Here is a 25,674-nt window from a genome sequence, read left to right as displayed (position 1 = left end):
TTCGTGAGTTGCTTTAGTCGGTACTCACTGACCATCCCACGGTGGCTCTTTACGTTGACGGAGCAACGCTCAACAGCGGGAAACCACACCACTCACGGGGACGCAACCGGCTAGCGACCCCGAAACAACGCGACGGTGACGTTGAATCGATGCGGATCTTGCTCGCGGAACGCTCCTCAGCCACCAAGGCCCGCACCGCGAGCATCAATCAGATCCACTGTCTGTTGGTCAGCGCGCCCGAGGCCGTCCGGCAGGATTATCGTCGCTTTGACGGCGACAAACTTGCAATCACTCTCGCGCACACCCGCCCCACGCAGGGCACCACCCCGCAGCTGGTAGTTCGGGCTTCAGCGAAACGGCTCGCGCAACGCCATCAGGCGTTGACGGCAGACATTGCCCATATCGATCACCAACTCGGCCTGCTTGCCAGTCGTCAGAACCCGGCTCTCATGGCCGCAAGCGGAGTCGGCCCGTTTGTTGCCGCGCACCTGCTCGCCACTGCCGGTCACAATCCAGATCGAATCGCCACCAAGGCTCAGTTCGCCGCCCTCTGCGGCGTCGCGCCCATACCGGCGTCCTCCAACACGGCAGCGCTTCCGTCTCTCGCGCGGTGGTGACCGGCAAGCCAACGCCGCCTTGCACCGCATCGTGCTGCTGCGCAAACGTCACAAGGAACCCCGAACCATGGCATACATCACCCGACGCACCGCCGAAGGCCTCTCCGACCGCGACATCGTCCGCTGCCTCAAACGCCACGTCGCCAACGAAATATTCGCGTTGCTCACCCAGAATCCCACGATCGCGCTGCCCATCGGACCCCGGCTTCGACAACGCCGTCAAACCCTCGGCATCGTCCTCACTGAGGCGGCCAAACAGCTCAACGTCCCCTACCAACGCCTACGCCGACTCGAGATAGGACAACGCGCGGACACCGACCTAGAAACCGCCTTCAACACATGGCTCGACTCGACAAACCCAATCCGGCGCAAAAGTCGCTTGACAGCAATAGGAGCATCCACTCAGCGGGACGTGACCCGTTTTTGTTAGAATCGTCGGATGCCGTCAGCCGGTTCGACCCTCGCCTCCACGGTTTTCCGCTGGTTTCGCGTCCGGTTTCGCCCATCCCGCGGCTCGTCCGACGGAGCATCCCGCGGCTCGTCCGACGGAGCATCCCACGGCCGGTCCCGACGGATCGCCCTCGGCCTGATCGTCGGCCTCGTCGGCCTCGCAGCCATCGGCGTCGTTGCCTCGACGCTCACCCTCGGCGCGGATCCGGAGAACGAAACCGTGCGCGTCACCCGTCCGGCGGAGGGGTCACTGCGGGTGCTGTTCGCCGGGGACTCGATCACGTACGGGCTGTCGGCCGAGGACCAGGACCTCGGGTACCGGCCGCTGATGGTCGATGCGCTGTCCGCGGGCGGGCCGGTCACCGAACTTCGGGCGAACAGGGCCGGCGCCGACACGGGCGTGGTGTCCGGCATCCTGAACGCGCCGGCCAACCTCGACCTGGCGATCATCGAGCTCGGCACGAACGACGTGGTCGAGAAGACGCCGCTTCCCCGGTTCGAGACGGTCTACGGTGCGCTTCTGGACCGCATCCGTCACGAGTCGCCGGCCGTGCCGCTGCTCTGCGTCGGCACCTGGGGCAGCGAGGGCGGGGTCGACGGCTCGGATGCCTACAATGCGGTCATCGAGGACGAATGCGGCGAGCGCGGCGGCGCGTTCGTCAGCCTGTACGGGCTCTACCCGGTGGAGGCCAACCGCGGACCGGCCGGACGGGACGTCTTCGGCGGAACCAGCGACAACTTCCACCCGAACGACCGCGGTTACCGCGCGATCGCCGAGCTGCTCCTCGCCCGCATCAGCGTCGACTGACCGGCGCATCCTTGGTGCACGCTCGGCCCCGCGCCAACGTCGAACCGATCGGAACTCGGCGGGAGGGGGCGAGAGTGGGCGAGAGTCGCCGATTGTGCCGAGAATCGCCGGTGCAACGGGGACTCTCGGCAGGAACGGCGACACTCGGCGGATCCCGCGCCGAGATCGACGGTTGCGGTCGAGTTGCCCCCGCACACCAGGCAAACTCGACCGGAACAGGCAAAGTCGGCGCATCCGGGGCCGCGGGTGGCGGGGCCGCGGGGCCGCGGGGTGGCGGGGGGTCAGCCGCCCAGCGCAGCCGTCCCGCCGAGCGCAGCGGCGGCGGCGACCGCGGCGGCGGCCCCGTCCGCCTTGCCGAGGACGGTGAGCACGTAGACGAGCATGATGGCCACCCAGACCCACATCGGCGCGAGGCTGGCGCCGGTCAGGCGCCGCACGGTCACCGAGCGCCCCACCACGTAGGCCCCGGGTGAGAGGATCGCCCAGGCCCAGTGGAACGGCCGGTCCAGGCCGTCGCGCAGCAGCTGCCGGTGGTCGAGGTAGGCCAGCACGACGCTGCCGATCGCGATGCCCCAGCCCAGCAGGGGCGACGACGCCTCGGCGGAGGTGAGCGCCAGGAACGACACCACGGGCAACAGGGCGATGGCCCAGATGTAGTTGTTGAAGACGGATGCCTGCGCCCCCGCCGCCGCGCCGTCGATCCCGTAGGCGTTCCGCTCGGGATCGTGCAGGTGTTCGGTCCACTGGTCGCCGTCCCACCACCGCTTCTGGGGCAGGCCGGCGGGATCGGCGTACCAGCCCCGCTGGGTGGGGACGTCTGGCGAGGCGTCGCTCACGATGGCTCCTTGCAGGTCGACTCCGACAAGTCTACGTCGGCGGCTACTTGACGCTGCCCGCGGTGAGGCCGCCGATCAGCCGCTTCTCGATCAGCATGAACAGCACGACGACGGGGATGATCGCCACGACGGACACGCCGAAGACGTAGTGCCAGCTGGTTTCGTACTGACCCACGAACTTGGTCAGCGCCACGGCCAGGGGCTGGTTGCCCGCGGTCGACATGATCACCAGGCTCGCCGCGAACTCGTTCCAGCAGGCGACGAAGGTGAACACGATCGCGGTCACGATGCCGGGCCAGACGAGCGGCAGGTTGATCCTGAAGAGCACCGCGAGGCGCCCTGCCCCGTCGATCTGGGCCGCTTCGTCGATCTCCTTCGGCACCCCGGCGAAGAAGCTGTGCATGATCCACACGGCGAAGGAGAGGTTGAACGCGGCGTTGATCAGGATCATCGCCAGCCAGGTGTCGGAGATGCCGAAGAAACTGAATTGGCGGAAGAGCCCGGAGGTGAGCACGGCCGGCTGCAGCATCTGCGTGACGATGACCAGGAACATGAACACCATCCGCCCCGGGAAGTGGAACCGGGCCGTGTAGTACGCGGCCGGGAGGGCCACCAGCAGCACCAACAGCGTCGCGAAGACGGCGATGATGATGGTCGAGACGAGGTTCTGCACGAGCGGCGTCTCGGGCGTCGACCACATGGTGAGGTAGTTCTCCCAGCGCCACGCGGTGGGGAAGTAGGTGGGGTTCACGGATCGGATCTCGCTCTTGGACTTCACCGAGCCGAAGAACATGATCAGGTACGGGATGACGAAGATGGCCAGGACCACGGCCCCGGCGAGCATCCTGAGCAGCATGGTCCGAAGCGGAACCTGGTCGGCCGTGAACCGGCGCCTCCGGGCGCCATTCGGCGCCTGCGCGATGACGGTCACAATCACAGCTCCTTCATGGGCTTGACGAGCTTCACGTAGATCGCGACGATCACGATGACGATGAGGAACGCGATCACGCTGAGTGCGCTGGCGACGTCGATCTTGTGCTCGTTCTGGATGTACTTGAAGATCATGGTCATCACGGTGTCTGCGTCGTAGCCGGGGATCGACCCCGTCATGATCTTCAGGATCGGCAGCGAGTTGAAGACATTGATGATGTTGATGAGAACCGCCACCGACAGCGCCCCGCGCAGCTGCGGCAGCACAATGGCGACGTAGGTGCGGATGCGTCCGGCCCCGTCCATCTTCGCGGCCTCGAGCACGTCGGCCGGCACCGTTGCCAGGCCGGCGAGGATCGTATAGGTCGTGAACGGGAGGGAGACGAAGACCGCGATGCCGATCGACCAGACGAACGCGCTGGTCGCGTTCTTGGTCCAGCCGTAGGGCGCGTCGATCAGGTTGATGTCGACCAGGAACTTGTTGATGATGCCGATGTACCCCTCGAGCCCGTAGTACACGACGAGGGTGGTCATCACGACGCTCGCGGCCCAGGGGATGAGCACGGCCATGCGAACGATCTGGCGGCCGGGGAACGCCTTGTTGAGGAACTGGGCGAGCGCGAGGGAGGCGAGCACGGCGATCGTCACGACGGCGAAGACCCAGATCACGGTGCGCACCATGATCCCGCCGAGCGGCGCGAAGGCGAACAGGGTCTCGTAGTTCTCGAAACCCACCGAGCCCTTGTCGACGCCGCTCAGGCTGATGTCGCGGGTGGAGTTGTAGATCATCACGACGGCCGGGAACAGCACGACGCCGAAGATCAGGATGAGCGCCGGCCCGATCCAGGGCAGCGCGGAGAAAAGGTCGGTGAGGCGGGTTCCCGCCGCCGCACGTGCTCGCACGACCCCCGCGCGGGGACGGCCGGTGGCCGCCCCCGTGGGGACCGGTGTTTCGTGAATGCTCTGAGTCATGTCGTCAGGGGTCATTTCGTCAGTCACCGGTATTCGTTCGTCGTCGTGCAATGCGTTGTGCGTGGTGCGTTGTGCGGGACTGCTTAGCCGGCGTCGGCCTTGGCCTGGATCTCCGACAGCACCGCCTGGGCATCCTTACCCTGGGCGAGCTGGCCGACGAGGCTCTTGAAGGCCGCGTTCGTCGCATCCCACTTCGGGTTGGTGCTCGGGTAGAACTGCGCGTCCGGCAGCATCTCGAGGAACGGAAGGAGATCCTCGTTGCTGTCCATGGCGGACGAGCCCGACTTCGTGGTGGGGAGGAACTTCTCGGCCGTGACCCACGGAACATACTGGTCTGCCGAGTAGAAGAAGTCGAGGAACTTCGTGATGGCGGCCTGCTTCTTGCCGTCATTCTGGAAGGCCATCAGGTGGTCAGCCACACCGAGGGTGAACGGCTTGCCGTCCATCGTCGGGATCGGGTTGACCGAGTACTTCATCTCCGGGTTTCCGTCGGCGATCTGGCCCACGGTGGGCGGGAGGCCGATGATCATGCCGATCTTGCCCTGCACGAAGACGTCCATCAGCGGGCTGCGGTCGGTCGCGCCGGCATCCGGCTGGGTTGCGCCGGCTTCAACCATCTTCTGGATGAACTCTGCGCCCTTGAGGTTCTCCGGGGTGTCGACGGTGATCTCCGTCGCGTCACCGAAGCCGCCGCCTGCGCCGTAGAACCATATTGCGCTCTCGGCCTGGGCCTCTTCAGAGCCGAGCGGGAGTCCGTAGCCGGCCACCCCTCCGCCGATCTTGGACACCTTCGTTGCCGCGGCGAGCAGCTCGTCCCACGTTGCGGGAACCTTCGTGACGCCGGCCTGGGCCAGCAGGTCTTCGTTGACGAACAGGGCGCGCGCCGACGCGAGCAGCGGTGCTCCGTACTGCACGCCGTCCACCGATGCGCTCTCGACGAACGAGTCCTGGAAGTCGCCGAGGGTGTCGGCCGAGACGACGTCTTCGATCGGGTAGAGCAGCTCATCGGCCGCGAATCCGGCGAAGGGGCCGCCGTTCATGATGTCGGGGGCCTTGTTGCCCTGCACCTTCGTGGTGACGACGTCGTTGAGGTTGTCCCAGGACTGCACCTCGAGCTCGACCGTGATGTCCTTGTTGGCCGCTTCGAAGTCCTTGATGACGGTTTCCCACAGGCCCTGGGTGTTGTCGGAGTAGCTGGGGACCAGCAGGTTCAGGGTGGTGGCTTTTCCGTCGGCTCCATCGGATGCCGTGCCGCCGCCGAAGCCACAGCCCGCGAGCGACACTGCCGCCAGCGCCGCAGTGGCGACGATTCCTCCCATACGCAGAGACTTCTTCATCGTGGTGAGTTCCTAACCGTTTGTGATTGATAGTGAGCGTTTATTCGACTGATGAGTCATTATCATTCAGAAGTAGCCACAGCCTGTCGGTTTTGGCCGGGCAAATCAATCCATGTTTTGTGATCGTTACACGTCGTTAATAATCAAGAATAGACTTTTAGTGATTATTAGTGGAAGTTTGTAGTCATTACCGATCACAAATCACGTCGTTCCGCAATCCTCGAGGAGTCCCGATGACCGCGACCGCCGAACACATGGCCGTCGAACTGGCCTCACAGCCCGAGACCTGGGCGCGTGCAGCCGGGATGACGCGCGAGCAGGCGTTGCTGCCCGCACCGGGCCTCCGGGTCGCCGTCGTGGGCTGCGGCACCTCCTGGTTCATGGCCCAGTCCTACGCGGCCCTGCGGGAGTCCGGCGGCCAGGGTGTGACCGATGCGTTCGCGGCATCCGAGGCCTTCGTCAACCGGGACTACGACGCCATCATCGCCCTGACCCGGTCCGGAACGACCACGGAAGTGCTCGAGCTGGTGCGCGCCCACCGCGGCGCGGCGCCCATCATCGGCATCGTCGGCGACACCTCCTCGCCGCTCGTCGACGAGGTGGACGAGGTCATCGCGCTGCCGTTCGCCGACGAGCAGTCGGTCGTGCAGACGCGTTTCGCCACGACCGCCCTGGCGCTGATGCGGTCCTCCCTGGGCGAAGACCTCAGCGGCGCCATCGCCGACGCGGAACTGGCCATCGCCGACGACCTGGACGACGCCCTGGTCAACGCGGAGCAGTACACGTTCCTCGGTCGCGGCTGGAGCGTCGGCCTGGCGCACGAGGCCGCCCTGAAGATGCGGGAAGCGACACAGTCCTGGACCGAGTCCTACCCGGCGATGGAATACCGCCACGGTCCGATCAGCATCGCGGCCCCGAATCGTGTGGTCTGGATGCTGGGGACGCCGCCCACCGGCCTGGTGCAGGATGTGGCGCACACCGGCGCGCGGTATGTGTCCAGCGCGCTCGATCCGATGGCCGAACTCGTGCGGGTGCACAGGCTCGCCCTGCTCCTCGCCCGGGCCAGGGGACTCAACCCCGACCTCCCCCGCAACCTGACCCGATCTGTCATTCTCGACTCGTGACTCTGATCCCCTCTCCTCACCGGCCGCAGCAGGCTGACCGGCCGCAGCCGCTCGGCCCCGGAACGGCCGTCGCCGCGTTCGACGTGGGCGGCACGGACATGAAGGCCGCGCTGTTCGACTCGTCCGGGCGGATGCTCGGTCTGCGCCGCACGCCCACGCCGCACCGCGGCGCCGAGACCGCCGAGGCCGTGCTCGAGCGTGTCGAGGAGCTCCTGGCCGAGTTCGCGCACACCTTTCCGCACGTGCGGCCGGCCGGCATCGGCCTGATCGCGCCGGGCGTCGTCGACGACGACCAGGGAATCGTGCGAGAGTCCGTGAACCTGGACTGGAACGACGTGCCGTTCCGGCGGCTGCTGGAGGATCGGCTGCACCTGCCCGCGTCGTTCTCCCACGACGTGCGCGCCGCCGGCGAAGCCGAATTCCAGCTCGGCGCCGCCCGCGGGTTCGGCACGGTCGTCGTGATCATCGTCGGCACGGGCATCGCCGCGTCCCTCGTCGTCAACGGCCGGGCCCACGTCGCCGGCGGTTACGCCGGCGAGCTCGGGCACTCGATCGTCGACCCCCGGGGCGCACGGTGTGCCTGCGGGGCACGCGGATGCCTCGAAACCGTTGGCTCGGCCGGCGCCATCAGCCGGCGCTACGCCGAGGCGACCGGCCAGGAGCCGGTCGGAGCCCGGGAGGTGCTGGCGCTGGCCTCGACCGGCGATCCCGCCGCCCGCAGGATCTGGAACGAGGCCATCGACGCGCTCGCGCTCGGCATCGCCCAGGTCACCGCGATCCTGGCCCCGGAGGCCGTCGTCATCGGCGGCGGGCTCGCCGAGGCCGGCGACGCCCTGTTCGTCCCCCTCCGCGAACGGGTCGACGCGCTGCTCAGCTTCCACCGCCGGCCCCTGGTGTTGCCGGCCCTGATCGGCGAGAACGCCGGACTCATCGGCGCCGCCCTGCGCGCCCGGGCCGCGGCCGACCGCTCGGGGCAGGCGTCATGATCGTCACGGTCACGCCCAATCCGGCCCTCGACCTCACCTACCGCCTCTCCACGCTCACCCCCGGCGAAACGCATCGCGTGCCGGCGGCCGCCGTGCGCGCCGGCGGGAAGGGCCTGAACGTCGCCCGGGTGCTGCACCAGCAGGGCCACCCCGTGTTGGCCGTCTCCCCGGCCGGGGCCGCCTCCGGCGAGGAGTTCGCCGCGGAGCTCCGGGCCTCCGGGCTCCAGCACCGTCTCGTCCCCGTGCTCGCGCCCACCCGCCGCTCGGTCGCCCTCGTCGACGAGGGACAGGGCCGCACCACGATCCTCAACGAGTACGGCGAGAACCATACCCCGGCCGAATGGCTGGCCCTGGCCGACGCCACCGCGGCGGCGCTTCCGGGCGCCACCTGCCTGGTCTGCTCCGGCAGCCTCCCCCCGGGCGCCGACGTCGACTTCTTGCCGAACCTCGTGGCCCTGGCGAGCGCCCGCGGCCTGCCAAGCGTGATCGACACGTCCGGCCCCGCGCTCCTCGCCTCGGCCCGGGCCGGGGCGACCGCGCTCAAGCCGAACCGGCAGGAACTGGCCGAGGCCACCGGCGAGCCCGACCCGGTGCGCGGCGCGCGGATGCTGCTCGAGCACGGCGCCGGGATGGTCCTCGTCTCGCTCGGCGAAGAGGGCATGCTGCTGATGACGGCCGCCGAACCCGGCCGGCTCTGGCGAGCGCGGCTGCCCCGCGTGCTGCCGGGCAACCCGACCGGGGCCGGCGACGCGGCCGTTGCGGCCATCGCGTTCTGCCTGGCCACCGGACTCACCGACCCGGCCCAGATCATCCGCCGGGCCACCGCGTGGTCGGCCGCGGCCGTGCTCATGCCCCTGGCCGGCGAAATCTCCCCCGACCACGCCGCGCTGGCCGATGAAATCCAGGTCGACGAACTCCCAGCCGACTTCCAGATCGCCGAACTCCCAGCCGGCGATATCCCGATCGAAGGACCCCGATGACCCTCACCCCCACCCGAGAGCTGATGCGCTCCGCCGCGACCGGCGGCACCGGGATCGGCGCCTTCAACGTCATCCACCTGGAGACGGCCGAGGCGCTCGTGGCCGCGGCCGAACAGGCAGCTCTCCCCGTCATCCTGCAGATCTCGCAGAACTGCGCGAGCTACCACGGCGGGCTGAGGCCGATTGCGGAGGCCACCCTGGCGATCGCGCGCGCCGCGGCGGTGCCCGTGGCCGTGCACCTCGATCACGCCGAGGACGAAGCGCTCGCCTGCCTGGCCGTGGACCTCGGCTTCGGTTCGGTCATGTACGACGGGGCGCACCTGGACTACGACGAGAATGTGGCCAGCACGGCCCGCGTGGTCGCCTACGCCCACGCGCGCGGCGTGTACGTGGAAGCCGAGCTGGGCACGATCGGCGGCAAGGGCGGCGCCCACGCGCCCGGGGTGCGCACCGATCCGCACGAGGCCGTCGCTTTCGTGCGGGCCACCAATGTCGACGCCCTCGCCGTGGCCGTCGGGTCGTCCCACGCGATGACCAGCCGCGTGGCCGCGCTGGACCTCGAACTCATCGCCCGGCTGCACGCCGCCGTTGCCGTGCCGCTCGTGCTGCACGGGTCATCCGGTGTCTCCGACGAGCAGATCGTCGGCGCGATCTCGGCCGGCATGACGAAGATCAACGTGTCGACCCATCTCAACGGCTTCTTCACCGCCGCGATCCGCGACTACCTGGGCGCCAATCCGACCGTTGTCGACTCGCGGAAGTACGTCGCGGCCGGTCGCGCGGCCCTCACCGGCGAGGCGGCAAGGATGCTGCGGCTGTTCTCGCTCTCAACGGCGATAGATTTACAGAAGCCATGAGGAAGAACAGGAACCCATGAACCGCGCCGAGCGACTCAACGCCGTGCTGGCCCTGCTCGCCGAATCCGGCCAGCTCGAGGTCGACGACATCATCACCCAGCTCGACGTCTCGGCCGCAACGGCCCGCCGCGACCTCGACACGCTGGCCGCCCAGCAGCTGCTCACCCGCACCAGGGGCGGCGCGATCGGGCAGACCGTCGCCTATGACCTCCCCCTCCGGTACAAGAAAGAGCAGCACGCGCCCGAGAAGCAGCAGATCGCCCTGGCCGCCAGCGCGCTCGTCTCCCCCGGCGACGTCGTCGGCCTGTGCGGGGGCACGACGAGCACGGCGATCGCGAGCGTGCTCGGCGCCCGCGCCGACATCATGGAGGCCTCCCCGAACGCCAACCTCACGATCGTCACCAACGCCCTGAACATCGCCGCCCAAATGGCCATGCGCCCGCAGGTGAAGACGGTCGTCACCGGCGGCGTGGTGCACTCCCGCTCCTACGAGCTGGTCGGGCCGTACTCAGACGTCGTGCTCCAGCAGGTCACCATGGATATCGCCTTCATCGGCGTCAACGGCATCGATCCGGCCGTCGGGGCAACCGTGCACGACGAGCGGGAGGCCGCGGTCAACTCGCTGATGGCGCGCCGGGCCACCCGGGCCGTCATCGTCGCCGACTCCAGCAAGATCGGCCGCACCGTCTTCGCGACGCTCGGCGACCTCGGGATCTTCAGCACGCTGATCACCGACGCCGGCATCACGCCCGAGCAGGTCGCCGCGTTCACCGACCGCGGCCTCGAGGTGATCGTCGCGTGAGCGCCCACATCATCCATTCGGCCCGTCTGGTCTCCGGCGGCAGCACCACCGCCGACGCCTGGGTCTCCTTCGAGGGCGACACCGTCGCCGCCGTCGGCACCGGCACCGCCTGGCGCGCGCTCGGCATCGACCCGGCATCGACCACGGATGCCCGCGGCCGCCTGCTCACCCCCGGCTTCATCGACATCCACTGCCACGGCGGGGGCGGGGCGTCGTTCGAGGATGGCGCGGAGGCGATTGAGACCGCGCTCGGCCTGCACCACCGTCATGGCACCACCCGGATCGTTTTGTCGCTCGTGACGGCGAGCCAGGCCGACCTCGAGTCGAGGCTCGCCGTGATCGCCGACGAGACCGAACGGAATCCGCTCGTTCTCGGCGCTCACCTCGAGGGGCCGTTCCTCGACGACGCCTTCCGGGGAGCGCACGATCCCGCCCTGCTGCGCGCGCCGGACCCGCAGTCGATCGACCGGCTGCTCGAGGCCGGGCGCGGGCACATCCGCCAGGTCACGATCGCCCCCGAACTGCCCGGCGCGACCGCCGCGATCCGCACCCTTGTCGGCGCCGGAATCGCCGTTGCGGTCGGGCACAGCGCCGCGGACTACAGGGAGGCGATGGCCGCGTTCGACAGCGGCGCGTCGATCCTGACCCATGCCTTCAACGGAATGCGCGGCATCCACCACCGGGCTCCCGGCCCGGTCGCAGCGGCGACCCGATCGCCGCAGGTGACCCTCGAGGTGATCAACGACGGGGTGCACGTGCATCCCGAGGTCGTGCGGCTCGCCTTCGCCGGCGCGCCCGGGCGGATCGCGCTGATCACCGACGCCATGGCCGCGGCGGGGTCGTCCGACGGCCGGTACCGGCTCGGCACGCTCGCCGTGACCGTCACCGACGGCGTCGCCCGGGCCGACCGGGGCGGCTCGATCGCGGGGTCCACGCTCACCCTCGATGCTGCGCTGCGACGGGCCGTGACCGAGGTGGGAGTCACCCTGGAGGACGCGGTGACCGCCCTGACCGAGACCCCGGCCCGGGCCATCGGGCGCGCGCACGACCTCGGGCGGCTCGCCCCCGGTTACGCGGCCGACGCCGTGCTGCTCGGCGACGGCTTCGAGGTCGACGCCGTGTTCGCGGCCGGCCGCCGGCTGCACTGACCAGGCGTGCCGACACGATGACGCTCGTCGAAATCTGCGTGGACGACCTGGCCGGCACCCTCGCGGCCGAAAGCGCCGGCGCCGACCGGGTGGAACTCTGCGCAAACCTCGCCGAGGGCGGGACAACGCCCAGTTTCGGCCTCATCGCCCGGGTGCTCGAGTCGGTGACGACCCTCGGCGTGCAGGTGATGATTCGGCCGCGGGGCGGCGACTTCGTGCACTCGGCGAGCGAACTGTCGGTGATGCTCGCGGATGTTCGCGCCGTGCGGGACCTCGCCACCCAGGCGCCCGTTCCGGTCGGGCTGGTCTTCGGCGTGCTGACCGAGGCCGGCGGCATCGACATCCCGGCGATGCGGGAGCTGATCGCCGCCGCGGAGGGGGTGCCGGCGACCTGCCACAAGGCCTTCGACGCGGCCCGCGACCTGTTCGCCGCGCACGACGCGCTCACCGGGCTCGGCGTGGTGCGCATTCTCACCTCCGGGGGCGCGGCCACCGCCCCGGAGGGGGCCCCGGTGCTGCGCGAGCTGGTGGCGAGGGAGCCCGGGGGTCCGGTCATCCTGGCCGGCGGCTCGGTGCGCGTGGCAAATGTCGCCCGGCTCGTCGCGGACACCGGGGTCACGGAGGTGCACCTGCGCGCCCAGGTCCCCGGCCCGCGCGGTGACGGCGGGCTGGTCACCGACGCCGCCCTGGTACGCGGCGTCATCGCCGAGCTGGGCGCCACCCGGCCCTGACCCGGCGCGCGCACCGATCCGGCGCCCACGACGCGCCGGGCGCGCACTCCCACGCGCCTGCGATTCACCGGCAACGGCCCCTCCCTGCAGCATTCGCGCAGCCGGGAGCAGTACCGTTGAAGCCATGTTCGGCAGGGACCGGGTCGACCAGGAGAGCGGCCGGGTGCACCACACCGATCAACCAGAAGGAGATTCAGTGTCGAATCACGATCATGAGCCATGCGCGGCAGAACACCTCGAGGTGCGTCATCTGTCCGACCACGAGTGGCGCGTGGGCGACCGGCGCCGAGACGAACGGTCACCCAAAAAGGTGCTCGGCTACATCCGGCAGCGCGGTTTAAGTTTCGAGGTCATGAATATCGAGGCGCCGCGCCGGCACTACCTCTTCGACCGTTTGGATGCGGCGATCGCATCGTTCACCACTGTCTCGTCCCGCTGACGAGACCCCTGGGCGCGCCCGCGCACCTAGGCTGGACAAGGTGGCGCCCTGACCGGGGCGCGAACGATCTGCAGAACAACCGGTGGGAACGACTGGGTGTCACGGCCCGAGCGAAGGAGCTTGCGTCATGGCAACAATCGGATGGATCGGCCTCGGGAACATGGGCGGCCCGATGACCGCAAACCTGGTGAAGGCCGGGCACGCCGTGCGTGGGTTCGACCTCAGCCCCGCCGCGCTCACTGCCGCCGGGGCATCCGGAGTCACCCCGGCCACGAGCATCGCGGATGCCGTCGCCGGCGCCGACGTGGTGTTCACGATGCTCCCCAGGGGCGAGCACGCTCTCGCCGTGTACCTGGGCGAGGGCGGCGTGCTCGAATCGGCCGCGCCGGGCACCCTGCTCGTGGACTCCTCCACCATCGACATGGACTCCGCCCAGAAGCTGCACGATGCGGCCGCCGCGGCCGGGTTCCGGTTCGTGGACGCCCCGGTGTCGGGCGGGATCAGCGGCGCGGAGGCCGGCACTCTCACGTTCATGGTCGGCGGCGATGCCGCATCCGTTGCCGCGGCGAGCGTGTTCATCGAACCGATGTCGGCCAACATCATCCCGACCGGGGCGGCGACCACCGGCCAGGCCGCCAAGATCTGCAACAACCTGATGCTGTTCATCAACCTCGCCGGGGCCGCGGAGGGCGCCGTGCTCGCCGATCGCCTCGGGCTCGACAAGCAGGTGTTCTGGGACATCGCCTCTGTGTCCTCCGGGGACAGCTGGGCGCTGCGCACCTGGTATCCCGTCGCCGGGGTGGTGCCGTCGTCGGCGGCCAACCGCGACTTCGCGCCCACGTTCACGGCCGAACTGGCCAACAAGGACATCAATCTGGCCATCGCCGCGGCGAAGGCCACCCACACCCCGCTCGAGATCGGCGAGCACGTGCAGCAGCTGATGCAGCGGCTGATCGACGCGGGCGAGGGAGCCCGGGACTGCTCCGCGATCGTGAAGCTCGTCGACGGGACCCTCGGCGCGACTGCCGCGTCGCCGGCCGCTGCCACGGACCCTGCCCCTGCCTCGACACCGGCGCCTCACGCATGACCCTGCTCGAAAGCGCGATCATCCTGGTCGCCGGGATCGCCGCGGGCATCATCAACGTGGTGGCCGGCGCCGGCACGCTGATCACCTTCCCGGTGCTGCTGGCGCTGGGTGTTCCGCCGATCACCGCGAACGTGTCGAACACCGTCGGCCTGATCCCCGGGTCGGTCGCCGGCGCCTACGGTTACCGTCGCGAGCTGGCCTCCCAGTGGCGCCCGGTCGCCTGGATGGCGCTGTTCTCCGCCATCGGCGGCATCAGCGGCGGGCTGCTGCTGCTCGTGCTCCCCGGGGACGTCTTCTCCGCCGTCGTGCCGTTCCTGCTGCTTCTGGCCGCGGTGCTCTCGGCCATCCAGCCGCGCGTGGCCCGGTGGGTGCGGCGCAAGGCACCGGCCGCTCCCGCCGGCTCGGTGCCGACCGAGACCTCGATGCCGACCGAGACCTCGGTGCTGACCAGGACGGATACCCGGCCGCTCACCCTCGGGCTCGTGCTCGGGGTGCTCGCCACGGGCGTGTACGGCGGCTACTTCGGCGCGGCGCAGGGCGTGGTGCTGCTCGCGCTGCTCGGCATCCTCTGGTCCACCGACATGCACCGCGCCAACGGCGCCAAGAACGTGCTGGCCGGGGTCGCGAACCTCGTCTCGGCGATCATCTTCATCACCAGCGGCACCGTCGACTGGCAGATCGCGATCCTGATCGGCATCGGCGCCGCCACAGGTGGCTGGCTGGGCTCGCACATCGGCCGCCGCCTGTCCGCGCCCGTCCTCCGCACGATCCTCGTGGTCGTCGCCGTCGTCGCCGCCGTAGTCCTCCTCGTGACCTGACCTCCCGGCGTCGCAGGGCGCCGCACGCCGCGCCCCTGGCGCACCCGCGCGCCCCTGACCCACTCGCCGAACTGTGAGTTTGGCACCTTCCCACGCCCGGCGAAGGTGCCAAACTCACAGTTCGGCGAGGGGTGGCGGGGGCGTGGAACGGGGGCCGGGGCGGGTCAGCCGGCCAAACGAGCCCCGGGGATCGCGGCGAGCAGTTCCCGGGTGTACCCGGACTGCGGGTTCTCGAAGATCTCGGCCGGCGTGCCGCTCTCGACGATCCGCCCGCCCTGCATGACGTGCACCTCGTGCGAGATCATTCGCACGACGGCGAGGTCGTGGCTGATGAAGAGGTAGCTCAGTCCCAAGTCCCGCTGCAGCGAGGCCAGAAGCTCCAGGATCTGGGCCTGCACGAGCACATCGAGCGCCGAGACGGCCTCGTCGAGGACGACGAGCTCCGGTGAGAGCGCGAGCGCCCTGGCGATGGCGACGCGCTGGCGCTGGCCGCCGGAGAGCTCGTGCGGCAGGCGCTGCCCCATCGCCGCCGGCAGCGCGACCTGGTCGAGCAGCCGGGCCACGGCCTCACGCCGGGTCGCCGCCGAGCCGATCTTGTGCACCCGGAGCGGCTCGGCGATGGAGCGCTCGACCGTGTACCGCGGGTCGAGCGAGGCGTAGGGGTTCTGGAAGACCGGCTGCACCCGGCGGCGGAAGGCGAAGAGTTCACGCTTGCCCATCGCCGCGACATCCACCCCGTCGAAGAGGATGCTGCCGGAGGTGGCCTCCTCCAGGGCGAGCAGGAGATTGGCCGTCGTGGACTTGCCCGAGCCGGATTCGCCCACGATCGAGACGGTGCCTCCCCGCGGGATGCCGAAACTCACCCGGTCCACGGCAGTGAACTCGGTGGCGGCCCCCGTGCCGGACGACCGGATAGTGAAGACCCGGGTCAGGTCGCGCACCTCGACGAGACGGCCGATCGTCGGCAGCGCCTCGGCCGGCGCTGCCGGCCGGGGCGAGGTGGCCACGGCCGGCGCCCCGACCATGCTGATCGAGGTGAGGCTTGGGGCCGCCCGCAGGAGCTCCTTCGTGTAGGCGTGCTGTGGGTTGTCGAGGAGTTCGGCCGCCTCGCCGGTTTCGACGATTTCGCCGCGGTACATCACGACGATCCGGTCCGCCCGTTCGGCGGCGAGGGCAAGGTCGTGGGTGATCAGGAAGACGGAGGTCCCCATCTCGCTGGTCAGCTGGTCCAGCTGGTCCAGGATGCGGCGCTGCACGGTCACGTCCAGCGCCGAGGTGGGCTCGTCCGCGATCAGCAGCCGGGGCCGGCAGGCGAGGCCCATCGCGATGAGCGCCCGCTGGCGCATGCCGCCGGAGAATTCGTGCGGGTACTGGTTCACCCGGCGAGCGGGGTCGGGGATCCCGACCATGTCGAGCAGCTCGATCACCTGCGCCTTCGCGGCTCGGCCCGTGGCGACTCCGTGCACCTCGAGTGCCTCGGCGATCTGGTCGCCGATGCGCATCAGCGGATTCAGGTTGGACATGGGGTCCTGCGGCACGAGCCCGATGCCCGCGCCGCGTACGGACTGCATCTCCCGCTCGCTCAGGCGCGCCAGGTCCTGCCCGCCGAACCACACCTCACCGCCGGTGACGATTCCGTTGTCGGGGAGCAGGCGGTTGATTGCGGCGGCCGTCGTGGACTTGCCCGACCCCGACTCCCCGACGACGGCGAGCGTCTGCCCGGGCATGACGTCGATCGACACGTTCCTGACCGCCTGGACCTGGCCCGCGCCGGTGCGGAACGCCACGGAGAGATCGCGGATGGACAGAAGGGGGGTGGGGTTTTCCATGGGGGCCTCTTCGGTGCGGGGCGGGAGGGGAGTCGGTGTGGAGCCGGGGGGAGGCGAGGCGTCGCGGTCGATCATGTCGCCCGGCCGTCCAGTTCGGCGGCCGCCGCGTCGAGCGCCCGTTGCCAGAGCCGCTCGGTGGGAACGGGGATGCCGGGGGTGAGGAGCCGGTTGCTCGCCAGCGCGAGGGAAATGCCTCGGCCGGGCGCGAATCCGACCGCGCAACCGACGAATCCGGGATGCCCGAGCACGTCGATTCGTTCCCCGCCGAGCGCGAGCGTGTACCGGCGGAAGCCCAGCGCCTGGCCGTGGTCCGGGCCGGCTGCGAAGAACTCCCGGGCGACGTCGGGCCGCCACAGCGCATCGTGGCTCTCGTAGTTCGCCAGTGCATCCGCGAAGGTGATCAGGTCGTCCAGCGTGGAGAACAGTCCGGCGTGCCCGGATACGCCGCCGAGCGTGTGGAAGGCGTTGCCGTCGTTCACCTCGCCGGTTATCGGCGACAGCCGCCACCGGGTGAAGTCCGCGCTGTCGTAGGGCACCGCGGAGGGGCTGCCGGTGTCGATCCGGGACACGGGGTACGGGATGCCGGTGTCAACCATCGCCATCTCCGCCTGGTCCCCGAAGGAGCTCGTCGCCGCCTCGCCGGGGGCAGGGCGCGCGAATCGAGTGGAGTGCAGGCCGAGCGGCTCGGTCACGAGGGTGGCCACCGCATCCTGCAGGGGCTGCCCGGCGGCCCGGGAAACGATCTCCCCGAGCAGCATGAAGCCGAGATCGGAATAGTGCCGGCCGGAATCCGGCCGGTAGCGAAGCGGCAGCCGCTGCACGAACTCGAGGGCGTCGCCCGGCTCACCCGCGGCGAGGTAGAGCGGCTGCCACTCCCACAGCCCGGCCCGGTGCGACAAGAGCCGGCGCACGGTCACGGCCGACTTGTCGCCGCCGGAGAAGCCGGGCAGGTAACGCCGCACCTCGTCGTCGAGGTCGACGATCCCCTCGGAGACCAGGCGGAGCAACGCGGTCGTCGTGCCCACGATCTTGGTGACCGACGCGATGTCGTGGCGGGTGTCGACGGTGAGCGGAGCGCGCGCCCGGCCCTCGGCGCCGACGTTCCGGTGCCCCGCGGCCGCCCTGAGCTCGACGCCCGGGGCGCGCAGGGCGAGCGCCACTCCCGCCGGCGGGGTGCTTCCCGCGGGACGGCCGGCCGGCACCTCGGCCACCAGGTGCGCGGCCGAGGCCGTGAAGCCGGATGCCGTCACGAGTGCCCCGCTTCGGCGGGGGCGGGTGCGAGGGCTCGCACCAGGCGGATTTCGGGCTCGCCGAATGCCTCCTGCACGCGGGCGCCGCCATCCGGCAACCAGCCCTGGCGGCGGTAGAAGGCGATGGACGGCGCGTTGCTCTCAAAGACCCAGAGGTGCGCGGTCGTCGCGCCGGCGGCCGCGAGCGCGTCGGCGGCGATCGTGAGCAGCCGCGAGCCGACGCCCTGGCCCTGGGCGAGCGGTGAGACGTAGAGCGAATTCACCGCTCCCTCCCCGTCGCCGCCGAGCGCGAACCGGGTCACCCCGAGGATCACCGGCCCGGCCGGCCCGGCCGACTCGGCCACGATCACCTCGCCCCGGCGGGCCTCGCCCAGCACCCGGGTCCAGAGGGCGGCCGCCTCCTCGTCGGTCATCATGTCCACGAGCCGCCGCGGGAGCACCGCCGCGTAGCTGCCGCGCCAGCAGGAGAGGAAGACCAGGGCGATGCCGTCGATGTCTTCGCTCGTCGCCGGGCGGTAGGTGATGGGCATGGTGGTCAGTCCCGGGTGTTCAGGGTCAGGGACCGCAGCGGCTCGGTGAGCGGTTCGGGGAGCACGAGGGGGCCGCGACCGGGCGTGATCGAACCGAGCACCCGGGCCTCACGCGCGCCCGTGCCGGCCGGGTTCGTACCGGGGAGCCCGTGCGCGGTGCACCAGCCGATCAGAGCGAACGCAATCGCTTCCTTGTCGTCGGCGGGAGCTCCGAATTCGTCGGAGAGCAACACCCGCACACCGGGGAGCGCGTTCCGGAGGCCGCCGAGGAGCACGGGGTTGCGGCATCCGCCCCCCGAGACGATGAGCAGGTCGATGCCCGCGGCGAGAACGTCGCGCGCCACCGACCGCACCGTCAGCTCGGTGAGGGTGGCGACGAGGTCCGGCGTCGTCGGTGTGTGCCCGGAGCGGGCGATCGCCTCGGCCACGTAGCGCCCGTGGAAGTGTTCCTTGCCCGTGCTCCTGGGCGTCGGCAGGCGATAGTAGGGGTCGTCGAGCAGCAGCGCGAGCAACGTCTCGTCGACGGTGCCGGAGGCCGCGATCCGGCCGTCTTCATCGAAGCCGAGCGGATGCGCCCCGCGCTCCGAGATGACGGCGTCGATCAGCGCGTTGGCCGGGCCGATGTCGTAGGCGGTGAGCTCCCCTGCGCTTCGCACCACGGTCATGTTGGAGATGCCGCCGAGATTGAGCGCGGCCGGGGTGCCCGGCTCTCCGGCCAGGAGCAGGGCGTCCATGAAGGAGACGAGTGGGGCGCCGTGTCCTCCGGCCGTGATGTCACGGATGCGCAGATCGGAGATGACCGGCGTCCCGGTGCGCTCGGCGATCCAGGCCGGCTGGCCGATCTGGAGCGTCCCGAGGGCGTGAGCGCCGTCGACCCAGTGGTACACCGTCTGCCCGTGGGAGACGATGAAATCGACACCCCCGTCGTCGTCGATGGCCCGGGCCGCCGCCTCGGCGAAGGCCTGGCCGATCAGGGTGTCCAGTTCGCAGACCTCGGCGAGGGTGGTCTGCGCCGGGGGCAGCGCGGCGACGAGCCTGCCGCGCAGCGCCGGGGAGTACGGCGTGCTGCTGCGGTGCAGGACCGTCCCGGCCAGGGCGCCGTCGGTGAAGCTGAAGTCCACGACCGCGGCGTCGATCCCGTCATGGGACGTGCCGGAAATCATGCCGAGTACCTTCATCGTTGCTCCTCCAGGGCCTTGCGCAGTCGTCCGTCCACTGCGGCCAGCCGCGCCTCGGCCTGCTCGGAGGTCAGCCCGAGCTTTTCCGCGAGGATGGCCCGCTTGACGTTGTCGCCGTTCGCGGCGAGCGCCGCCTCGGCTCGCTCACGGCCGACGGCCGCCACGCTGCCCACGATGCCGAGGGCGCGTTCGCGGAGCTTGACGTTGGTCGGTTTGAGGTCGACCATCAGGTTTCCGTAGGTCTTGCCCAACTGCACCATCAGGATCGTGGAGAACATGTTGAGCACGAGCTTCTGGGCCGTGCCGGCCTTGAGCCGGGTCGATCCGCTGATCAGTTCGGGGCCGACCAGGACCTCGATGCCGTGCTCGGCTGTGCGGCTCAGCACCGTGTCGGCGTTGCACGAGAGCCCGATGCTCAGGGCGCCGCGTTCGCGGGCGCGGGCGACGGCCGCGACGACATAGGGGGTGCGGCCGCTCGAGGCTATTCCGACCACGGTGTCGAGGCTGCCGACGCCGGCACTGTCGATGGCGAGCGCTCCGGCCGCCGCGTCGTCTTCGGCGCCTTCGCAGGGCAGGACGATGGCTTTGGGGCCGCCGGCGATGATGGCGAAGACCAGCTCCGGCGGCGTGCTGAAGGTCGGGGGGCACTCGGAGGCGTCGAGCACCCCGATGCGGCCGGGGGTGCCGGCGCCGACGTAGATGAGTCGTCCGCCGGCCTTCATCCGCTCGGCGGCCGCCTCGATGGCGGGCACGATCGAGGGCAGCGCGCGGGCGACCGCGCCCGGCACCGTGGCGTCGGCGTCGTTCATCAGGGCCGCCAACTCCCCCACGGGCATGAGGTCGATCTCCGCGTAGCGGGGGTCGACGCCCTCGGTGGCGAGGCCGTTCAGGGTGTCGGTGTCGGCGGCGACCGGTGCCGCGCCGGAGGTATTGCGGCTCATCGCTTTCCTTTGTTCCGTGGGTCGAGTGCGTCGCGCAGGCCGTCACCCAGGAGGTTCAGCCCCACGACGAGGAGCACGACGATCAGGCCGGGCGCGACCATGGTCCACGGTGCGATGTAGACCAGGGTGCGAGCCTCGAAGATCATCGAGCCCAGCGAGGGGGTGGGCGGCGGTGCGCCCAGCCCGAGGAAACTCAGCGCAGCCTCCGTGAGCACCGCCCACGACAGCGACAGGGTGACCTGGATGATGATGATCGAGGTGATGTTGGGCAGAACATGGCGCAGCATGACCAGCGTGCGGCTCAAACCGGTGCTCGTCGCCGCCTTGACGTATTCGATCTCCCGCAGGGAGAGCACGGGGCCGCGCGTGACGCGGATGAAGATCGGCACGTAGACGATCGCAATGGCCACCGCGATCGTGAACCAGTTGCGCTCGAAGACGGATGCCAGCGCGAGGGCCAGGAGAAGCGGCGGGAAGGCGAAGAGCACGTTGGTGACGCCGCCGATGAGGGCGTCAGGGACGCCCCGGAAGAAACCGGCCACGAGCCCGGACAGGGTGCCGATCACCGCGGCGAACGCCACCGCGACGATCGCGATGAGCGCGGAGTTCGCCACCCCGGCCGCGACCCGGGAGAAGACGTCGCGCCCGAACTGGTCGGTCCCGAACAGGTGGGTCGCCGAGGGGGGCAGCAGGCGCGAGGGCGGGTCCTGCGCCACCGGGTCGTACGGCAGCAGCGACAGGGTCGAGGCCAGGGCGAGGACGAGCAGGATGCCGATGAGGATCACCCCGGACAGACCGCTCGGGCTCCGGAGCAGGGCGCGGAATCGGTGCGCGGCAACGCCGGCTCCCGCGGGCAGGCGCACGCCCTGGCTGAGTTCGGTCATGAGGCACGCACCCGGGGATCGATGAGGCGGTAAGTGAGGTCGGTGAGCAGGTTCACGATCACGAACGCGAGGGCGATCACCAGCACGGTGCTCTGCACGAGCGCGTACTCCTTCTGCTGGATGCCGAGCAGCACCTGCCGGCCGATGCCCGGAAGCGAGAAGATCTGCTCGACGACGACCGCGCCGCCGAGGAGGTAGCCGAACTGGAGGCCGGTCATCGTGACGATGGGCACGAGGGCGTTGCCGAGCACGTGCTTGAGCTGGAGCCGCCGGGACGGGACGCCCTTGGCCCTGGCGGTGCGGATGAAGTCGTTGGAGCGGATTTCGAGCACGGCCGTGCGGGTGGTGCGCATGATCGGGGCAGCGATCCCGAAGCCGAGCACGACCGCGGGCAGCAGCATCTGCTGGAGGTTGAGCAGCGGGTCGCTCAAAAGCGTGGCGAAGGGCTTCCCGTTCGGGTTGAAGCCGAAGGAGGAGGCCAGGACCGACAGCAGCGCCGTGGCGAGCAGGAAGGAGGGAACGGAAAGCCCGGCGAGGCCGACGACCTGGCCGAAGGCATCCCGGGGGGAATTGGGTTTGGACGCCGAGAGCATGCCCAGGGGGATGCCGATGAGCAGGGCGAGCACGATGGAAATCACGGCGAGTTCGAAGGTCACCGGGAGGGATGCGGCCGTGAGGTCGAGCACGCTCTGCTGCGCCCGGGACGAGAAACCGAGGTTGCCGGTGAACAGGTTGCCGAGCCAGGAGAAGAACTGCACGAACAGAGGCTGGTCGAGGCCGTAGTACTGTTCGAGCGCGAGCTTCTGGGCGGGGGTGAGGGCGGCGGCCTCCGTGCCGAGCCCGGCGGTGATCTGGTTGCCGGGGATGGCCCGCAGCATGATGAAGACGAAGACCGCGACGCCGAGCAGGGTGAGCCCTGCAGCCGCAATCCGCCGCACCACGCCGTTATGGATAAGAGTCTGGAACATGTCCTTCTGGCATTCCCGACCGGGCACCGGGCGCCGGCGCTCTCGCGCCGACGCCCGGTGCGGCGATCGTTAGTTGACGGTTGTGGTGCGCAGCGACTGGAGCGACGCGTTGGGCATGGGCACGAAGCCCTTGACCGTGGATGCCGTCACCGTGTAGCTGTGGCTCGTGAAGAGCCAGATCCAGGCGGCGTTGTCTTCGAGTTCGGCCGACACCTTCTCGTAGATCGCGGCGCGTTCCTTCGGGTCAGACGTTGCCTTGCCCTCGGCGAAGAGGGCGTCCAGTGCCGGGGAGCTGTAGCCGGCGACCTTGTTCAGGTTGCCCGTGCTGGTGAAGTACCGACCGTACATGCCGTCGGGGTCCGGGCGTCCGCCGTTGAGCGCGACCGCTGCGTCGAAGTCGCCGGCGATCCAGCGGTCCACGTAGGCGCCCGATTCCAGGGTCTCGACGTCGAGGGTGATGCCGGCCTCGGCGAGCTGGGACTTGAGGTTCTGCGCCTCGTTGACGGAGGTCGCGTACTCGCCCTGGGAGACGATCGCCTTGATCGTCACGCCGTCGGCCTTGCCCGCCTTTTCCAGGTACGACTTCGCCTTGTCGAGGTCCCGGGTGGGGCACGGACGGGCATCCGGGTCGGACTTGTACGCGGGGGACGTGATCGGACCGGTCACTTCTCCCTCGCCGAGGGCGGCCGTGTCGAGCACCTGCTGGCGGTCGATCGCACACTGCATGGCAAGCCGCACGTTGACATCGGTGAGGGCTCCGCGCGTCGCGTTCAGCTGCAGCACGTGGTAGGCCAGCTGCGGCGTCTTGGTGACGGTCGTGGTGGCGCTCTCCGCGGTCTGGGCGACCAGCGGGTCGTCGAAGACGCTCATCTGCACGTTGCCGGACTGCAGCGCCGAGACGATGGACGACTCATCCGGGATGACGCGGAACTCGACCTTGTCCAGGGTGGGCTCACCGCCCCAGTACTTGGCGTTCTTCTTCAGCGTGATCGACTGGTTGGCGACGCGGGAGTCGAACGAGTACGGGCCGGTGCCGTTCGGGGCCGTGTTCAGGGCGGCCTCGGTGTCGTCGGAGGAGAGCATGGCCATGTTGACCACGGCGAGGCTCGCCGGCAGTGCGGCATCCGGAGCGGAGAGGGTCAGGAGCACGGTGTTCGCGTCCTGGGCCTCGACCGAGACGACGGATGCGAGGGCGCTGCTGGACACCGCCGCGGTCTTCTCGTCCTTGATCAGATCGAGCGAGCTCTTGACGTCCTCGGAACCGAACGTGCTGCCGTCGGCGAAGGTCGCGCCCTCGCGCAGTTTCAGGGTGACCGTGAGGCCGTCTTCCGAGGCCTCCCACGATTCGGCCAGGCCGGGCACGACGTTGAGGTCTTTGTCGAACTCGGTCAGGGTGCCGTAGACGTTCTGCAGAACGGCGACGGCCTGGAACTGTGTGGCCTTCCAGGGGAAGAGGGTGTCGGGGTCTGACGTGACGCCGACGACGAGTGAACCACCCGATTTGGCGTCTGTGGCGGCCGGAGTGCTGGGGCTGGAACAGCCGGAAACTGCAAGCGACACGATCGCGGCAGCACCGACTGCCATGAACGCCCCACGAGTGAAACGAGAACCATGTGACAAGGGGTTACTCCTCAGGTGAACTAGGGATGCTCCACGGCATGATGTGCGAGCAACTTCGCGCGCGGTCACACTCAGAGCGTCTGTGATCTGGATTGGAATAAAAGTACACCATGTGGTCAACATCTGTACTTTATTTTCTCGTATTGTTATCCATACGCGACCGAAGAGGGAGCCGCGGCGTTGCGGCAGGCCTCCTCTCGCCCTGAAAGGGACCATCAGTGACTCAGGATCTTCTCGGACGACCGGACTCCCGGACCGTTCTGGTACGCATGCGCGCCGCCAGGCCCGCCCTTCCGCCGTCGGAGCGGCTCATCGCCCAGCTGTTCCTCGACAATCCGGCCGAGGCCGCGAACCTGTCGATCGCGGAGCTGGCAACCAGGTGCGGAACGTCGACCACATCCGTGGTGCGGTTCTATAAGCGGATCGGTTATGACCACTATAAAGACCTCCGCATCGACCTCATCCGGGAAGTCACCCGGGAGAAGATGCAGAACGCCGACCTGCTCACCGTGTCCGGGGACATCAACCGGGACGACTCCCTGGACGACATTGTCTCGAAGGTCGCCCTGAACGAGACCCTGTCGATCGCCGACACCGCCAAGGCACTCGACACGCACGCGCTCGCCCGCGCCGTCGACCTGGTGCAGGCCGCCCGTCGCGTGGACAGCTTCGGCGTGGGCGCGAGCGCGTTCGTCGGCCTCGACCTGCAGCAGAAGCTCTCCCGGATCGGGCGCACGGCGCTGAACTGGCCCGACTCGCACGCCGCCTGGACCTCCGCGGCGACGCTGGACGCATCCTGTGTGGCAATCGCCGTCTCGCACAGCGGCGCGACCAGGGACACCGTCGAGTTCCTCACCATCGCCCGGGAGGCCGGTGCCGCGACGATCGCCCTGACCAACTTCAGCGACTCCCCCCTGGCCGCCGCCGCAGACGTCGTGCTCACGACCGCAGCGCGCGAGACCCGGTTTCGTTCCGGGGCGCTGGGCAGCAGGATCGCGCAGCTCATGGTCGTCGACTGCCTCTTCACCGCGGTCGCCCAGGCGTCTTACGACGACTCGATGGCGGCGTTGCGCCGCACCTACGAGGCCGTGCACAGTCGCCACCACGGCGCCAACGGCACCCACGGCACCCACAAATAAGCAGGCGACCCCCTCCGCGCCCCTGACCCATTCGACCCACTCGCCGAACTGTGAGTTTGGCACCTTCCCACGCCGGCAAAGTCATAGGGTCAAAGCNCGGCAAAGTCATAGGGTCAAAGCAACGCTCTGATTGATGGAGCGTTTTATGGTCAAGTTGTTTCCGCAGGCTGCTCGTGATGAGTTCGTTGACTTGGTGTGCGCGGGGGTGGGTTTGCGAGAATCGGGCGCCAGTGTGGGCGCGTCGGTCAACACGGCGACGGTGTGGTGGCGGCAGTCTGTCGGAATGCCTCTTCGACATGCCCGCTCACGCCTCAAGATCGCTCCTGATGCCTCGGAGCACGTCCCGGACGAGTGGCCCGCCGTCGAGCAGGGTGGGGTCTCTGGGCGGAATCGGTCGTTGACCAAATTCGAGC

Annotated in this window: 26 protein-coding genes; 14 read left to right on the top strand and 12 right to left on the bottom strand. The window is 69.5% G+C overall.

Annotated features, from left to right (window positions below; translation table 11 throughout):
- Positions 1–149: 149 nt before the first annotated feature.
- The 3 genes from E3T54_RS02355 to E3T54_RS02345 all read left to right on the top strand — a co-directional run bounded on the left by E3T54_RS02355 (position 150) and on the right by E3T54_RS02345 (position 1,875).
- Positions 150–617 carry a transposase gene (locus E3T54_RS02355; RefSeq protein WP_134474399.1) on the top strand — a complete coding sequence of 156 codons (468 nt, stop codon included), beginning with the start codon at positions 150–152 and terminating at the stop codon, positions 615–617.
- A gap of 67 nt (positions 618–684) precedes the next feature.
- A complete protein-coding gene (locus E3T54_RS02350; protein WP_134474398.1) occupies positions 685–1,047 on the top strand; it encodes a RodZ family helix-turn-helix domain-containing protein in 363 nt (120 codons plus the stop codon).
- Positions 1,048–1,056: 9 nt separating this feature from the next.
- Entirely contained in the window at positions 1,057–1,875 is an 819-nt protein-coding gene (locus E3T54_RS02345; protein WP_134474397.1) for an SGNH/GDSL hydrolase family protein, read from the top strand.
- Positions 1,876–2,156: 281 nt separating this feature from the next.
- Here E3T54_RS02345 and E3T54_RS02340 read toward each other — a convergent pair whose 3' ends face one another.
- From E3T54_RS02340 to E3T54_RS02325, 4 genes are all read right to left on the bottom strand, one after another.
- Positions 2,157–2,711 carry a DUF2510 domain-containing protein gene (locus E3T54_RS02340; protein WP_166804798.1) on the bottom strand — a complete coding sequence of 185 codons (555 nt, stop codon included), beginning with the start codon at positions 2,709–2,711 and terminating at the stop codon, positions 2,157–2,159.
- A gap of 43 nt (positions 2,712–2,754) precedes the next feature.
- Entirely contained in the window at positions 2,755–3,642 is an 888-nt protein-coding gene (locus tag E3T54_RS02335; RefSeq protein WP_241977018.1) for a carbohydrate ABC transporter permease, read from the bottom strand.
- Positions 3,643–3,644: 2 nt separating this feature from the next.
- Positions 3,645–4,613, bottom strand: a complete 969-nt coding sequence (locus tag E3T54_RS02330) for a carbohydrate ABC transporter permease (protein ID WP_134474395.1) — start codon at positions 4,611–4,613, stop codon at positions 3,645–3,647.
- Positions 4,614–4,696: 83 nt separating this feature from the next.
- Complete coding sequence (locus E3T54_RS02325) at positions 4,697–5,950, bottom strand: extracellular solute-binding protein (protein WP_092322903.1); 1,254 nt, start codon at positions 5,948–5,950, stop codon at positions 4,697–4,699.
- A gap of 233 nt (positions 5,951–6,183) precedes the next feature.
- On the opposite strand from E3T54_RS02325, the gene E3T54_RS02320 reads away from it, so the two are divergent.
- The 10 genes from E3T54_RS02320 (at position 6,184) to E3T54_RS02275 (ending at position 14,922) form a co-directional block, all read left to right on the top strand.
- Entirely contained in the window at positions 6,184–7,074 is an 891-nt protein-coding gene (locus tag E3T54_RS02320) for an SIS domain-containing protein (RefSeq protein ID WP_134474394.1), read from the top strand.
- On the top strand, positions 7,071–8,060 hold the full coding sequence (locus E3T54_RS02315) for an ROK family protein (RefSeq protein WP_241977017.1): 990 nt from the start codon (positions 7,071–7,073) through the stop codon (positions 8,058–8,060). Before E3T54_RS02320 ends, E3T54_RS02315 begins: the two co-directional genes overlap by 4 nt.
- Positions 8,057–9,040, top strand: a complete 984-nt coding sequence (locus E3T54_RS02310; protein ID WP_134474393.1) for a 1-phosphofructokinase family hexose kinase — start codon at positions 8,057–8,059, stop codon at positions 9,038–9,040. The genes E3T54_RS02315 and E3T54_RS02310 overlap by 4 nt, the downstream gene beginning before the upstream one ends.
- Positions 9,037–9,897, top strand: coding sequence for a class II fructose-bisphosphate aldolase (locus E3T54_RS02305; RefSeq protein WP_134474392.1), 861 nt, complete (start codon positions 9,037–9,039; stop codon positions 9,895–9,897). Before E3T54_RS02310 ends, E3T54_RS02305 begins: the two co-directional genes overlap by 4 nt.
- 16 nt (positions 9,898–9,913) lie before the next feature.
- Positions 9,914–10,699, top strand: coding sequence for a DeoR/GlpR family DNA-binding transcription regulator (locus tag E3T54_RS02300; RefSeq protein ID WP_092322898.1), 786 nt, complete (start codon positions 9,914–9,916; stop codon positions 10,697–10,699).
- Positions 10,696–11,847, top strand: coding sequence for an N-acetylglucosamine-6-phosphate deacetylase (gene nagA, locus E3T54_RS02295; protein WP_134474391.1), 1,152 nt, complete (start codon positions 10,696–10,698; stop codon positions 11,845–11,847). Before E3T54_RS02300 ends, nagA begins: the two co-directional genes overlap by 4 nt.
- 17 nt (positions 11,848–11,864) lie before the next feature.
- Positions 11,865–12,578, top strand: a complete 714-nt coding sequence (locus E3T54_RS02290; protein ID WP_134474390.1) for a copper homeostasis protein CutC — start codon at positions 11,865–11,867, stop codon at positions 12,576–12,578.
- Between the two features lie 196 nt (positions 12,579–12,774).
- Positions 12,775–13,017, top strand: coding sequence for a hypothetical protein (locus E3T54_RS02285; protein WP_134474389.1), 243 nt, complete (start codon positions 12,775–12,777; stop codon positions 13,015–13,017).
- 127 nt (positions 13,018–13,144) lie between these two features.
- The gene (gene mmsB / locus E3T54_RS02280) at positions 13,145–14,104 is read left to right on the top strand and encodes a 3-hydroxyisobutyrate dehydrogenase (protein ID WP_134474388.1); all 960 of its coding nucleotides are present in this window, start codon (positions 13,145–13,147) and stop codon (positions 14,102–14,104) included.
- Positions 14,101–14,922 carry a sulfite exporter TauE/SafE family protein gene (locus E3T54_RS02275; protein ID WP_134474387.1) on the top strand — a complete coding sequence of 274 codons (822 nt, stop codon included), beginning with the start codon at positions 14,101–14,103 and terminating at the stop codon, positions 14,920–14,922. Before mmsB ends, E3T54_RS02275 begins: the two co-directional genes overlap by 4 nt.
- 164 nt (positions 14,923–15,086) lie before the next feature.
- Here E3T54_RS02275 and E3T54_RS02270 read toward each other — a convergent pair whose 3' ends face one another.
- The 8 genes from E3T54_RS02270 to E3T54_RS02235 all read right to left on the bottom strand — a co-directional run bounded on the left by E3T54_RS02270 (position 15,087) and on the right by E3T54_RS02235 (position 24,086).
- Entirely contained in the window at positions 15,087–16,751 is a 1,665-nt protein-coding gene (locus tag E3T54_RS02270; RefSeq protein ID WP_134474386.1) for an ABC transporter ATP-binding protein, read from the bottom strand.
- A gap of 71 nt (positions 16,752–16,822) precedes the next feature.
- Positions 16,823–18,001 (bottom strand): serine hydrolase, encoded by a 1,179-nt coding sequence (locus tag E3T54_RS02265; protein WP_166804797.1) that lies wholly within the window; start codon positions 17,999–18,001, stop codon positions 16,823–16,825.
- Complete coding sequence (locus E3T54_RS02260; protein ID WP_134474384.1) at positions 17,998–18,531, bottom strand: GNAT family N-acetyltransferase; 534 nt, start codon at positions 18,529–18,531, stop codon at positions 17,998–18,000. The genes E3T54_RS02265 and E3T54_RS02260 overlap by 4 nt, the downstream gene beginning before the upstream one ends.
- Positions 18,532–18,536: 5 nt before the next feature.
- The gene (locus tag E3T54_RS02255) at positions 18,537–19,709 is read right to left on the bottom strand and encodes an anhydro-N-acetylmuramic acid kinase (protein ID WP_134474383.1); all 1,173 of its coding nucleotides are present in this window, start codon (positions 19,707–19,709) and stop codon (positions 18,537–18,539) included.
- Positions 19,706–20,650 (bottom strand): N-acetylmuramic acid 6-phosphate etherase, encoded by a 945-nt coding sequence (gene murQ / locus E3T54_RS02250; protein WP_134474382.1) that lies wholly within the window; start codon positions 20,648–20,650, stop codon positions 19,706–19,708. Before murQ ends, E3T54_RS02255 begins: the two co-directional genes overlap by 4 nt.
- Complete coding sequence (locus E3T54_RS02245) at positions 20,647–21,534, bottom strand: ABC transporter permease (protein ID WP_134474381.1); 888 nt, start codon at positions 21,532–21,534, stop codon at positions 20,647–20,649. Before E3T54_RS02245 ends, murQ begins: the two co-directional genes overlap by 4 nt.
- Complete coding sequence (locus tag E3T54_RS02240; protein ID WP_134474380.1) at positions 21,531–22,502, bottom strand: ABC transporter permease; 972 nt, start codon at positions 22,500–22,502, stop codon at positions 21,531–21,533. The genes E3T54_RS02245 and E3T54_RS02240 overlap by 4 nt, the downstream gene beginning before the upstream one ends.
- 69 nt (positions 22,503–22,571) lie before the next feature.
- Positions 22,572–24,086 (bottom strand): ABC transporter substrate-binding protein, encoded by a 1,515-nt coding sequence (locus E3T54_RS02235; protein WP_134474379.1) that lies wholly within the window; start codon positions 24,084–24,086, stop codon positions 22,572–22,574.
- Positions 24,087–24,340: 254 nt separating this feature from the next.
- Between E3T54_RS02235 and E3T54_RS02230 the strand changes: the two genes are divergently transcribed.
- Entirely contained in the window at positions 24,341–25,261 is a 921-nt protein-coding gene (locus E3T54_RS02230; RefSeq protein WP_241977016.1) for a MurR/RpiR family transcriptional regulator, read from the top strand.
- The last annotated feature ends 413 nt before the right edge of the window (positions 25,262–25,674 follow it).

It is taken from the genome of Cryobacterium sp. Sr8, from assembly GCF_004403225.1.
Lineage (GTDB): Bacteria > Actinomycetota > Actinomycetes > Actinomycetales > Microbacteriaceae > Cryobacterium > Cryobacterium psychrotolerans.
The sequence above is the reverse complement of the archived record's forward strand: the minus strand, read 5'-3'. Positions and strand labels throughout refer to the sequence as shown.

Excerpts from the sequence above, each read along its gene's own strand:
- E3T54_RS02345 (WP_134474397.1), top strand. The coding sequence starts at position 1,057 with ATGCCGTCAGCCGGTTCGACCCTCGCCTCCACGGTTTTCCGCTGGTTT.
- E3T54_RS02290 (WP_134474390.1), top strand. The coding sequence starts at position 11,865 with ATGACGCTCGTCGAAATCTGCGTGGACGACCTGGCCGGCACCCTCGCG.
- E3T54_RS02355 (WP_134474399.1), top strand. The coding sequence starts at position 150 with ATGCGGATCTTGCTCGCGGAACGCTCCTCAGCCACCAAGGCCCGCACC.
- murQ (WP_134474382.1), bottom strand. The coding sequence starts at position 20,650 with ATGAGCCGCAATACCTCCGGCGCGGCACCGGTCGCCGCCGACACCGAC.
- E3T54_RS02240 (WP_134474380.1), bottom strand. The coding sequence starts at position 22,502 with ATGTTCCAGACTCTTATCCATAACGGCGTGGTGCGGCGGATTGCGGCT.
- E3T54_RS02275 (WP_134474387.1), top strand. The coding sequence starts at position 14,101 with ATGACCCTGCTCGAAAGCGCGATCATCCTGGTCGCCGGGATCGCCGCG.
- E3T54_RS02300 (WP_092322898.1), top strand. The coding sequence starts at position 9,914 with ATGAACCGCGCCGAGCGACTCAACGCCGTGCTGGCCCTGCTCGCCGAA.
- E3T54_RS02235 (WP_134474379.1), bottom strand. The coding sequence starts at position 24,086 with ATGGCAGTCGGTGCTGCCGCGATCGTGTCGCTTGCAGTTTCCGGCTGT.
- E3T54_RS02320 (WP_134474394.1), top strand. The coding sequence starts at position 6,184 with ATGACCGCGACCGCCGAACACATGGCCGTCGAACTGGCCTCACAGCCC.
- mmsB (WP_134474388.1), top strand. The coding sequence starts at position 13,145 with ATGGCAACAATCGGATGGATCGGCCTCGGGAACATGGGCGGCCCGATG.
- E3T54_RS02270 (WP_134474386.1), bottom strand. The coding sequence starts at position 16,751 with ATGGAAAACCCCACCCCCCTTCTGTCCATCCGCGATCTCTCCGTGGCG.
- E3T54_RS02310 (WP_134474393.1), top strand. The coding sequence starts at position 8,057 with ATGATCGTCACGGTCACGCCCAATCCGGCCCTCGACCTCACCTACCGC.
- E3T54_RS02260 (WP_134474384.1), bottom strand. The coding sequence starts at position 18,531 with ATGCCCATCACCTACCGCCCGGCGACGAGCGAAGACATCGACGGCATC.
- E3T54_RS02305 (WP_134474392.1), top strand. The coding sequence starts at position 9,037 with ATGACCCTCACCCCCACCCGAGAGCTGATGCGCTCCGCCGCGACCGGC.
- E3T54_RS02255 (WP_134474383.1), bottom strand. The coding sequence starts at position 19,709 with ATGAAGGTACTCGGCATGATTTCCGGCACGTCCCATGACGGGATCGAC.
- E3T54_RS02350 (WP_134474398.1), top strand. The coding sequence starts at position 685 with ATGGCATACATCACCCGACGCACCGCCGAAGGCCTCTCCGACCGCGAC.
- E3T54_RS02330 (WP_134474395.1), bottom strand. The coding sequence starts at position 4,613 with ATGACTCAGAGCATTCACGAAACACCGGTCCCCACGGGGGCGGCCACC.
- E3T54_RS02325 (WP_092322903.1), bottom strand. The coding sequence starts at position 5,950 with ATGAAGAAGTCTCTGCGTATGGGAGGAATCGTCGCCACTGCGGCGCTG.
- E3T54_RS02245 (WP_134474381.1), bottom strand. The coding sequence starts at position 21,534 with ATGACCGAACTCAGCCAGGGCGTGCGCCTGCCCGCGGGAGCCGGCGTT.